This is a genomic window from Treponema zioleckii (assembly GCF_014737315.1).
In the GTDB taxonomy this organism is placed as follows: domain Bacteria; phylum Spirochaetota; class Spirochaetia; order Treponematales; family Treponemataceae; genus Treponema_D; species Treponema_D zioleckii.
The window spans coordinates 1-12,898 of record NZ_JPUF01000086.1 but is presented as its reverse complement, the minus strand read 5'-3'; the positions used below and the strand labels follow the sequence as shown (position 1 = coordinate 12,898).

The window sequence follows — 12,898 nt, the reverse complement described above, 5'->3', positions numbered from 1 at the left end:
CGGAAAATTTTACGTGTGCGTTTCCGAAAAGTCGCGGGGAGCGGCAAAATCTAGCTTTTTAGATTAAAAAATGCACTCTGCCGCCTGCCAGACAAATAATCGATGAATTTCCGGGCTTTCGGAAATTGCGAGCGGCGCGCGAGCAATAAAACAGCCTCTCCGAGTCGTCGCAGTGCTTGTCGCGGCGAGTCGGAATCCCCTGTAAGCTGTTCCACCAAAGCGCGAGTTTTGGGAAACGCTAAAAGCTATTTTGTGCTCGGAAAATTTTACGTGTGCGTTTCCGAAAAGTCGCGGGGAGCGGTAAAATTTAGCTTTTAGATTAAAAAATGCACTCTGCCGCTCCCTTGAAATCTCCAAAATCTCTTTAAATCTATTGAAAAAAATCTGTCCTTTATATAAAATAATTTTAAATAAATTAGCGTTTTATAACAATTGGTTGTATAAACGACTGTTATGATTTGTCTTTCTTTCGGTTTGAATCTGACCGATATCTTAAACGTATCCTAAAAAGTAATCCGTAAATCTTAGAGTCTTTTTTTTCATAGGACGGAATTGCGTTCTTATTGTCATTAAATAAGATTGCAAAGAAGTCTTGTGATTTTACTTGTTTATAATGGAGTTTGTTTTATGAGAAAAAATACTGTTGCATCAAAATTTTTGGGAATATTATCATTTCTTCCTATAACCCTTTTTATGGCTTGTGACGTAGGTGTAGGTTTGGGAGAGTCTGTTGATACTTCCGCACCAACAGTAGAAATTGCTTATCCCCCGATTGCGGCTACAATTCGCGACACTTTTACGCTTTATGGAAATTGGAATGATGACAAGGGAATTTCTTCAATCAAAGTAAGTATTATTGATACTGCCACAAAAGAAATAAAAGCTTCAAAATCAGCTGTAATAAATGCTGACAAGACATGGAAAATCGACTTGAACGAATTCAATTCCGAAACAGGAAAATACGAACTCTTGGACGGCACGTATCAGATAAGCGTAACTGCTTACGACGACGCTGGCCATTCATCAGGCGAGACTTCCCGAACTTTTGATATTGATAACACCGCACCAGTGTTTGTAATTTCTAATCCTGGAGTTGTAAAGAGTCAGGATGCAGAGCCTTCAGCATACGGCTCACTTTTTACAATTGAAGGAACTATTGCCGATGACCACACGATTGCACTCATGGATGTAAAAATCTACTCAGAAGACGGTGCTTGTGTTTCTTCAGAAACCTACGATGGCGAGCAGATTCCGTTCTACCGTGAGGAAGAAATTCCTACTGCCGGAGGAAGTAGCGTAATTATTGCACAACATGCAAACGACGGTGACACTTCTGCTACTAATTCACGATATTCACAGATGTATTCTGGCACGGAAAGCACACAGAATTTCTACGCGGAAATTTCCCTTACAGACAGCGCAAAAATCTACAAGAATCCGAACGGAAACGAGCGCTCTGCAGCTGAATCAAAAAATGATTCTCTGGGAAACTCTACTTCAAAAGTTTACCTTTACGATGATGTTTACACTTCGCTCATGAGCGCAAAGAAGGGAATGGGCCTCAGCGCAGCAGACTTGAAAAATCTTCTTAACGGAACTAAGACTGACAATCCAGAAGCTCTTGAAGCACTCAAATCTTCTGCGAAAGATACGGCAGCTAGCGAAGGTGACCGGCTTTCATTCTCGTTAAATCCTGACGCAAGCCCAAAATATCAGGTGAACGGATTTTCGTACGAATTCGACCCTGAAAAACCTTTGCAGACAGCTTCCAGCGGAAACTCGCTTACTGTGACGGTTAGTGCGGGGCTTGACGGCACGCAAGTTAGGCCACAGGGGTATGACGACAATGGCAAAGACAGTGTAAAAATCTGGCTCAGAAAATATACGGAGCGTCCAGCTTCAAATTCATCTTCTGTTAGTGAAGATGGCGTTAAATCTGAAATTCAGGCTCTTGTAGGAAAAGTTAAGGCTCTCGAAAACGATGAGACAACCTTCGGAGAAAATGAGACGAAAATAAATGTCGGTGCTGAAAATGAGAGCAAAGAATGGACTCTTATCTACAATTATGCAGACCACGTGGGCCGTGGCGGAAGTTCAGTTTCCAATAAAACATTCAGCGTTACGGTTCCTGAAGGAATCGAGCTTGGAGAATATTACGTTCTTGCCCTGACGGGTTGTGATATGGAAGATGTTGCGTTCTCTCAGGATAAAGTTTATGGCTTTGAAGGAAATCAGCAGGGCGTTGCGCCAACGTTAAAAATTGCTTCACCTGAGAATCTTTCTACAACCAAAAATCCAGACATTGAATTTACAGGAGCGGCAACTGTAAATATTGGAAACATTTATGTAAAGGAACTTGTTGCAAAACTCACTGTAACAAATGAGGAAACTGGTAAGACTGTTGGTTCTGTGGATGCAACTCTTACTTGTACGACAAGAAATAAATCAGATGGTTCGACAGATTATGTTTGGTCTTCACATGATGATACAAATGCTGCGTTCACATGGAATACTACTGAGAATACATGGACGTTCAGACCTTCGAAACTTGCAGGGTTTGCCAATATAAAAGCCAAAGACTCAGACATGTATCTCTATACGCTTGACTTGCAGGGAAAGTCTTCGTCGGGACATACAAGTAATGCTTCTGCAAGTGTACACATTGACAAAAAATTTCCTGCAATCTCAATCTCCTCAGCGGAGCCTCGCGTTGAAAGCTATGCGCCGCTTGGAGACGCTCTCAAAGACAAGTACATCTATTTGAACGGAACCGTCACCATAAAGGGAAGCATCGAGGAGCAGAACCTTCACGAAGTTTCTTACGACATTTGGGCGAGCACGGACTTGAACAAGGAACTTTCAGAAGACGATTCAATCTTCAAGATGGCAGAGTCGAATTCGGCTATAAAAGCCGCGCTTGAAAATGCGGGCTTGGACAAATCCCTCGGAAAGGTCTATTCGATTAGCCAGGAATTCAAGACGTCTCTCATCTCGAACCTCTTCGCCACGTCGGAAACCCGCGACCAGATGATAAAAGTTGAGGTCGTTTTGATGGCGGAAGATACTGCTGGAAACAAGACGACATACTACGCATCTAAAGACCCGATTTTGAACGGAAAGACGGACACTGTTGACGGAAAGGCCTTCGTAATCTATCAGGAGACCGACCGCCCGATAATCACACTTGAAAATGCGGACTCTTCTGTAAAAAGCGTGAGCGGAATAAACTCCGAGACAAATCTCTTCGGAACGACGAGCAACAACCGCCTGCAAGTTTCGTTCGAGGACGACGACAAAATACATACAATCTGGGTGACTATCTACGACAAGGACAGAATAAAGCTCGATGCTGACAAAACTTCTTATGGATTGAATCCGTATCAACTTCCAATCGGAAAATCGACATACACTCTGAACTACCAGCTTCCGAGCGCGGAAGGCACTTACCAAGTTCGAATCGATGCATTTGACTCTGGAACTAGCTTCCCGACAGAGGTGAGCGGAATCGACCCTTACGACCACAACATCAGGTCTGTGCAGCCGTTCTTCATTGCAGTTGATTCTGGAGCGCCGCAGATTAAAATCTCTTCGCCAGATAACGAGTCTTACACGAACCAAACTGGTGAATCTGGAAAATTCACTCTAAAAGGAACTGTCTCTAAAAAATTAGAAACTCAAATTGAGTGTGCGGTAAAAGATTCTTCTGGAAATGTTGTTTCATCCGGCTACACTTTTGAGGCTGCGATTGGAGAGAAAAATTCTTCTGGAACTTACGACTGGACTGGTTCAATCATTCTTCCATCTACAGATGATTTGTACACGCTTACGCTCACTGCAATCGACACTTACAGCCAAAAATCTTCTGCGGACATAAAACTTGGTCTTGATACAGAAAAGCCTAGCTGGAACGACGATGACTTTAAGGTTGGCGGAAAAGCGTTCGCTTCTGGCGCGAACCACACTTGGTACAAGTCTTCCACTTTGCAGTTCGAGGGAAAATTTGCTGAAAGCGGAAGCGGAATCGACCATGTTGAATACAGCGTAACGAAGGTCGGCGAGACTGAGAGCGCATCCGACACGTTCGCTCCGAACACGGACGGCTCTTTCAAGCAGAACCTGGGCGAATTCATCGCGAAGGTGACGGGCGGCGCGGCTACCGCGAACAAGATAAAATTCTTCGCGGTGGACAAGGCCGGAAACAAAAGCGAAGAAAGCGAATTTGACATTTTCATCGACTCGGAAGTTCCGACTGTAAGCTCGAACCAGTCTGGAAGCCAGTATTCCAACAAATCGAACTCGATTACCGTGACGGGAACGGCGGAGGACGATTCTTCCGGCGTTGAGTCTGTCACGCTCACCGTCACCGAAGACGGACAGACAGCGGTAAAGACGACCGTTGACGCAACTTCAACCGACTCGTTCGCGACTTGGACTGCAACGATTCCTTCTGACTTCCTCAGCGGACTTGAAGACAAAACGTATGCCGTGAAGGCGACCGTAACCGACAAGGCCGGGAACAAGTCTTCTGCAAAACTCTTCAGCATCGACGTGGACGCAGAAAAGCCTACTATAAAGAACGTTTCGCTTTCGGACGAGGGCGGCACATACAGCGTCTACGAGACAAAAGAAAGCGGTTCGACCGTTTATTACATCCACAGCGGAGACAACTTCCTCCTTTCCGGCTCTGTTCAGGACTCGAAGTCTGGAATCAAGTCTATCGTGGTCAATGACGGAACGAACGACATCGTTTCAAAAATCAACGGAAAAGACGTTACGGCTCTTCCTGTAACACTCGACCTTTCTAACTATGCTTCGGCAGGCTCGGTAACGCTCAAGATTACCGCGACTGACAACGCAGGAAACACAGAATCTCAGAATGTCCTCGTAAAAATCGACGACATCGCGCCGAAAGCCCTCCACGCAATCGACGAGAAGCAGAAGGACGTGTTCTTCCGAATCAACGAGAATGACAACGACGACATTGAGACGCTCACAGAATTCGACAAGGACGTTGGCGGAAAGTACGCCGAAGGAACATACGGAAACTCGAAGACGATAAAAATCCGCGGAACTTTGAGCGACACTGGAAGCGGAAATTCGATGATTTACTACAAAGTCATCTCCGAGACTGATTTGGTGGGAGTTTCCGAAGCTGATTTGCAGACAAAACTCAACGAAAAGGCGACTGCCTTCCTCAAAAACTACAAGACGGACAAAACCGGCTATTTCGCTCCTGGAGTCATAGCTTCCGACGCAAAACGCCGCGTATTCTACACAGGACAGCTCAAGAACGCAGACGGCGAATCGACTTCGTTCAGCACGACTTCCGGCGAGTACAAGGATTTTGTCTCGAATCTCGGAACTTTGAGCGAAAGCACAAAATCTTACGCGACCGTGGAATCGAACTACAATTCCGTCCTCTCTGGATTCAGCACGGGAAAGAACTACCTCATCCTCGTTGCTGTCGACAACGTTGGAAACGCGGCCCTCGACTCGGTAAAAGTTGGTGGCACTACATACAGCAACATCTCCCTGAACGTGGACGAGACGACGCCGGACGCAAGTTCAAGCGTTGAAGGACTCAAATACACGAACAAAAAGGGCACGATGGAATTCAGCGGAACAGCGAGCGACGCGGATTCCGGCCTCTACAGCATCACGCTCAAGCAGGGAACGAAAGAAATTCTCTTGAAGAATGACGCTGCCGGCGGAACGGCAACGAACGAAAACGGAACGCTCACAATCGTAAAGACCGACGACAAAGACAACGAGTGGACGTGGACTGCGACCGTGAAAAACGACAAATTCTTTGAGGGCGCAAGCGGAACTGTTTCTGTTTCCCTCGAAGCGAAGGACTGTGCGGGCATTGGAAACACCAAGTCAATCAATGTCGCAACTGTAATCGTCGATGAACAGCTCGACAACATCACGCTTTCGGCACCGACTGACGCTGATTCCGAGACGACGGGAACTCAGGTGAACGGCACGATTACGCTCGAAGGCACAATGAGCGACACGAACGTTCTTCCGACAAATGCAATCACAAGAATCGAATACAAAAAAACAAGCGACACTGCTTGGACAGAGGCTTCTACAACGACAATGCCGAATCTCGCATTGAGCGGAAGCTACACGTTCAAAGTCGAAGGTTTCGACACGACAAAACTTTCTGACAACACTGAATACCAGATTCGCGCGGTGGGAACGGACTCTGCCGGAAACGTGAAAGAATCGGGCGCGGTGAGCGTAAAAGTTTCACAGGATTCGGACAGACCGAAGGTAAACTTCAACAACATCGAATACAGTGAGACTCTCAAAACATTCCTCCTCAAGCACGGAACGGATTCGCAGGTGACAGGCCGAATCAGCGACGACGACGCGACCGGCACTGCCGTTGTAAAGAAATTCATCGTATCCGAGACTGAATACACAGGCGCGGAAGGCGAGACAGAGCCTGAAAATCTCCTCGGCACATCGCTTTCTTCAAGCGGCGAATTCACGATTACTCCGAGCGACACGGACGACGGCGAGAAGACTTTCTACATCTACATCGAAGACAACGGCGGAAAAAAATTCTACACGACATACACGTCAGTTTCCGCAAGTGCAACGACGAACGACAAGCTCCAGAACCCGAAGATTCTGGTGAAGAACACAGGTTATGTTGAGTGGGACGAAAAAGAATTCGTCTACAAATCAGACAGTCTGAACCCGACAATCGGCAGCGGAAAGGGACTTCCGTATTCTGATGCAGCGGCTGCAAGCGTTGCGAAAGACTTCTCTGGAAACGAATTTGGAATTTCAAGCAACAACTCAAACTTGAACGCAAGTTTTGTTGTCGGCGGAGTGGATAGGCGATACGTCAAATTCTACTTTACGGGAAGAGACGCGAGCGGAATCGCAAGCATGAGCGCAACATTCACTCTGCCTGACGGCAATACGGAAACGACAAGCCCAACTCTTTCGACAGGAGATTCTTGGACAGGAACTCAGAACGAAACACTTGCCGAATGGACGACGAACGTTGTTGATACACGCAAATGGGGAACAGGACAAGTTTCTGTTTCTGTAACGATTACTGACCGTGTAGGAAATGCTACTACTGGCACATATTCGTTCTTTGCGGACAATGGCGTACCGATGATAAGCATCACAAAACCTGTGAAAGATTCTCACGAAACACAAGTTGTAACGATTAGCGGAACTGCATTCGACGCCGGAAACGCAGACGTAAAATCAATCGAGTGGGCGATTCCTACAAAAGAACAGCTTTCAATTACATCTCAGGATTCTCTGAAAGATACCCTTGTATGGAATTCGTACATGGACACGGAGAAGACTGTAAAGAGCTGGGAATTCGTCTTTGATAAGGCGACAGAGGACCTTACCGACGAAGAAAAATCATCAAAGATATTCAAGGAGGCAAATCCTCTCCTCGACCTCTTTGACAACGAGACGTATGCGGATGCGACGGACGGAATTTATCCTCTCCATATTTACTTTATGGCGACGGACAAAATCGGCAACTTCACAGTCATAACCGATTACACTATCAACCACGACCCTTCCGGCGACAGACCGCAGACAACGTTCTCGTACCCGACAACGAAGGATTACGCGGACGGTCAGAATTATGTAACGCTCGGAGGAACAATCCGCGCTTCCGGCCAGTCTATCATTCCGATTGGAGACGCTACGGTGAAGGAAGTCTACTTCCAGCTCGTAGAGGAAACTGCAACTTCATTCACAAAAGACTATGTTTCAGGACTCAAATATACGGATTCAACTGGAGAGCATAACGCTTACACGGTTGTGACGGCCGCTGACATCCTCGGAACTGTCTACACAAGCATCACAAGCGAAACTGATGCTACAGAGCAAGCCGAACTCTTAAGAAAATATGGATTCTCTTCTGTAAGCGACATGAAAAATTGGTGGGGAATCAAGGCGAACGGAAGCGCTTCATGGAACTTTACGATTAACGAGCACGACGAGCTTAACGCAACTGGTACGACGAACAACATCAAGATTCGCGTGTGCGGCGTGAACTCGAACAACAAGTTCGGCGCGTGGTCAGACACAGACAATGTAATCCACATCCACGTTTCAAGCGGCGTTCCGCAGTTTACGTACACTGTCGCCCAGTTTGAAACAGCGCCGACTTCTGTCGATGCGACACCTTCTGTTGTAGAAGCGTATTCTGCTGACATGTACCTCAAAGGAAAGTGGTACATCATCGTTACTGCTACGGACGACTCGCAGGTTAAGGAAATGACCGCAACTGAAGGCGGAAGCGTTGTTTCTGGTCTTGTAAAGGGAACTGAAAGTCAGAAGACCGTAAAGATGATTATTCCTGTGAGCGAGGCAAGCGGAAATCACTCGTACACGGTAACTGCAAAGGACGACAACAGCAACACTTCAAAAATGCCGTTCAGCATCAACATAGACAATGCGGCTCCGACTCTTGAAGGCATCACCGGCGCATCAGTCGCGTTCAGCACGAAAGTGACGAACGACATCCAGAATTCGAACGGAATGTTCACGCTTGCAGGCGAGTCTGACGATTCATCAGACGGCTCTGGAGTCAAGTACGTTGCCTTCTATTACATGAGGGACACCGGAACTGGAACTGCTGCCGAAATTACAGACGCAAAGGACAAAGTTGTCTTTGACCCGATTCACATTGACGGCGACGACTCTTATTCTGCCCGCGTCAAGATGGGCGACCTTGTGGAGCGCAAAATCACCAATGCGGAGAACGTCGCAAAAGTGATAAAAGCGGACAAAACGACGGAAGAAGAAACTCAGAGTCTTACTGAATTCTCTCTTTGGTCAAAGAAACTCACAGGAACGATGAGCGCAAAGGACACGTTTGAGTCCAGCACTGCTCTCGGCTCGCACATCCACGTGGGCGGACTTATCGAAATTGGCGGCGTTTACAGAAAAATCTCTGCGATTTCAGGAAGCACCATAACGCTCGACAAAGAACTCGTCGATGCGACTGCGACCGAGGCGTACTGCCCGATTGCCCAGATTATCGACGCGGCAAACGCACAGAACAGCAGCAAATCAGGCTCTGGAAAATTCGTCTTTGATGAAGGAAAGGACGATGGCGACGGAATGCCTGAGTCGTTCACGAAGAGCGGCTCAAAGAGAAAATGGGATGCTTCGATTTATTCTGACAACATGCCTGACGGACCGGCGAACCTCGTGCTCCTCGTGTTCGACGAGGCAGGAAACGTGAACGGCGTCAAGTACAATGTTATGGTTGCCAACAACGCGCCGAGAATCGCGAAGCTCCATCTCGGAACCGACTTGGACAAAAACAACGAATATTCAGCAAACGAATTTGAGACATACAATATTCTTGGAAAATCAGGTTCGGAACAGAAAGTATTTGAATTTGCTACGGCGGGCTTTGCCGAATACGCACAGGATGCTGCCGGAAAATGGCAGGAAAACGCGTCCGCACCAGCACGAAAAGCGTTTATCGCAAAGAACGGACTTGCCGTCTGTGCGGAAATCGTCGGCGGAAACGGCGACGTGAACCTTGTATTCAACAACGCCGACACGACGACAAAAACCGACGGACACCAAACCGCAGATACTGTGCTTTCGGGCACAAACCGCAACGACGACATTTTAGGACGCTTCTGGGACCTCAAAGGAAAACTGGCCTCGGACGGAGCGAATCAGAAAGTTTCGTTCACGTTCTGGGATTCGACCGAAAAAACGACGTCTGGAAAGAATTCTCTCTACGCGTTCATCAGAGTCACCGACCTGAATGTTGACCAGACGGACAAAGTCGCGCCGAACGTCGTCGTCGACCCGTTCTTCTGGGAAGGCGAGGGCGAAGGCAAGAACAGCCTCTACAAAGGCTCGAAGGCGAACGGCCACATCGAACTTGAGGCGGATTTGCCGGCAGATACGTTCAAAGCGACAATGACAAGCGGCGAATACGACCTCGACCCGAAAGTTTCTGGAAAAATCGTGCTCCGCGGAACAGCGTTCGACGAGACATTGCTCAAGTCGCTCAGCTTCTCTATGACCGACTTCGATTCAAGCATAACGACTCCAATCGAACTTGCGACGTATACGAATGGCGTTTGGACAAACAAAAAACCGAATGCAATCGGCACGAACTCTTACGAAGTGACCGTAACGGACGAATATCTGAACCAGACCGGACACAAAGTCAACTGGAAAATCGCAATCGACACGGCTCACCTTAAGGACACGACGAAACTCGACGCAGTGTTCAACGTACTTGCGAACGACGACGCTGCGACATCGCACTTGTCTAGTGACACCGCAAATGCCGCAAGCGGAAGAGGCGAAGACGGCACGACCGACGCGACAAAGCACAAGCCGACGTACAAGATGGACGTGGTGCCGTATATCACGGGAATAAAGACGAATGTCAGAAGCGCAAGCGGTTTGAAGGACAACAACATCCGCTCTGCAAGCGGAAAATATTCGATTCTCGCGAACAAGGCTGAAAATACAATTACCGTGAATGGATTCAACTTCTCGACAAGCAATCTTGTTGCAAAAATTGCGAACAACGCGGCTGCTGGAGGAACAACTCTTACTTCGACCTCCGGCGGTATAGGATTGACGGCTTCTGCTTCAGATACGAATACTGTTGCGATTTCTAACAGCGGAATCACAAAGTCGGGTTATCTTGAAATATTCTCGAACGGCATCCGAACTCTCAACAACATCAATGCGAACGATGCTCATGATGCAGTCGGAAGCGGCTCTGCAATCGGAAATGCGATTGCTGATTACGCAAACTACTACAACCGCGAGCCGGACTACTACACGACGAAGAACGTGCAGCTTACGGATGATAGGTATTTGTTGATGTGGGATATGAAAGACACGGGCGTTGAGAACGGCTATTATCCTGTCATGCTCATGAATGGTGACAATCCTGTGTTTGGATATGTTGATAATAATGGAGGTCCGAGTTCTGCTGTTGGTACTGGGGCTGGAACAGGAGCTGGCTCAGACCATCCAACAAATGCCCATGCCCAGCGTGCGGAATTCAACGGTTCTACTGGCGCGGAAATCTACACTGAATATCTTGTAAAACAGCTTGGTACTGAACAGATGGGTATGGCGGTGGACGAAGGCGGACGCTACTACAACGCAACTCTCTTTAACTATGCGGACGGTGCTCTCGCTCTCTACTATGACAGATATAACGAGCTTGCTCCTTCGAATTCAGGAGATTGCTGGGGACCAGGAACGACATATTCGAACTACAATGGAAAATTTGCATATACTGCCGGTAATAACGCTGTAAGTCTTGAGCGAGTTGATTACAACGGTGGACTCAAACTTAACAGGTATGAGTATCCTAAGCTTATAACCTCTGGCGACTCCACAAACGGAAATGCTGTTGTCTATATGGCCTATTTCGATTCCAAGACAAATGAAATCCTCTTCAGGAATTTCTTGATAGGAACCGAAATCGAAGCGGAGACTAATTCAGGTGCAAATCCATATACGTTCACATATTATGGACCGTATGGTGGAAATACAGTTTGGTATACGAATAGTGTCGATTTTAATGATTACTATGTTTACTTGGATGGGCAGTATCATAAATTGACCCGTAGGGTAACTAGTGGAGGTAATGGCTTCTATAGCATTAGTGACTATACTGGAAGTAAATCATTCTCATCTTTTGTTTATTCATCAGATAATGAGGGGGCTGCAGTTTTGACATCAGCAGAATCTACTTTGGATTCTACATATGGTCAAAAGGTGAATTTCCTTGAGAATATATCTAATTCATCTATTTACAATAATGGTCGCCTTTCTGTTGTAACAACCGGTTCGAAATATTTTGACATGGGAGTTACAAGCGACAAGCATGTTGTAATTGTCTATATGGACAGTTCAACGAACAAACTGGTGCTCAAGTATTCTACAAATGCTGTTGATGGTAGTTCTCCGACAACAAATGTTGAATGGACAACTTCAGCAGTATCATTCCCAGAGAATGTAGGTACTTATGTTTCAATGTCTCTTGATGGTGATTCTGTGCATATCGCGGCATTCGATAGCTATGATTCAAATCTCGTTTATATGCACCTGGATTCATATGCAGGTACAGATTTGAAGAGTATTACAGTCGATCAGGCATCTGCTGTTGGCAATTGGACGCAGGTTAAGATAAAAGAGCATGTTCCATATATCGCTTATTACAATGCAACAGAAACTGGTAGCCGTGACTGCATCAAACTTGCATATCCAGTGGCAACAAAAGGAGCAACCTCCGCTGAGGACAAGACTGCGGTTGAGAATGCACTTGTTGCAGGTGTAGATGTAAGACCGGGAACAGCTTATGCTGCGAGTGGTTCGGGTGGTGCAACTGGCTACACAACAGGAGCATGGGAATACATGACAATTCCTGCGATGACTCCACCACAGGGAGGAGATCCAAAATTCCAGAACGTATGTTTGGGATTCGACTCAAACGGTCGCCCTGTAGTCGGTTATCTCGGCACGACCATAGAATTCGGCAAGGCTCTCGACGAGTAAAAACAACAGTGCTTTCCCCCTCGCCTCGCGCATCCGTGGCAGGGGAAATCATTGCACCAAAACAAAGCAGCCCGCCTGCGCATGGAAAATCCCCCTGCGTGGGCGGGCTGTTTTGTTGGCAATCCAGTAATCCTTGTTCGCACTGATGTTCGAGAGTGACTTCTGTGCGTTCATAAGAGTTATTTTCTTGCTTCTGAATCAAGTGCTTCTTTTAGAGCAATCACTTGTGACAAGGAAAGCCCTGTTCCAGAAGCGACTTGTTCAACAGATAAATTCATGGACAAAAAATTCCGCGCGGTTTCGATGGCTTTGTTATGCGCTCCTTTCAGCATTCCTTGTTGCA

At 46.9% G+C, this 12,898-nt stretch carries 2 protein-coding genes; one reads left to right on the top strand and one right to left on the bottom strand.

Annotated features, from left to right (window positions below; all coding sequences use genetic code 11):
• The first annotated feature begins 627 nt into the window (after positions 1-627).
• On the top strand, positions 628-12,555 hold the full coding sequence (locus tag JI65_RS15555) for an Ig-like domain repeat protein (RefSeq protein ID WP_191018080.1): 11,928 nt from the start codon (positions 628-630) through the stop codon (positions 12,553-12,555).
• A 48-nt stretch (positions 12,556-12,603) separates the two neighbouring features.
• On the opposite strand, the gene JI65_RS17610 is transcribed toward JI65_RS15555, so the two are convergent.
• Positions 12,604-12,729 (bottom strand): hypothetical protein, encoded by a 126-nt coding sequence (locus JI65_RS17610; protein WP_277950608.1) that lies wholly within the window; start codon positions 12,727-12,729, stop codon positions 12,604-12,606.
• Between the last annotated feature and the right edge of the window lie 169 nt (positions 12,730-12,898).

Coding starts and splice junctions, on each gene's coding strand:
- JI65_RS15555 (WP_191018080.1), top strand. CDS start 628: ATGAGAAAAAATACTGTTGCATCAAAATTTTTGGGAATATTATCATTT.
- JI65_RS17610 (WP_277950608.1), bottom strand. CDS start 12,729: ATGAACGCACAGAAGTCACTCTCGAACATCAGTGCGAACAAGGATTAC.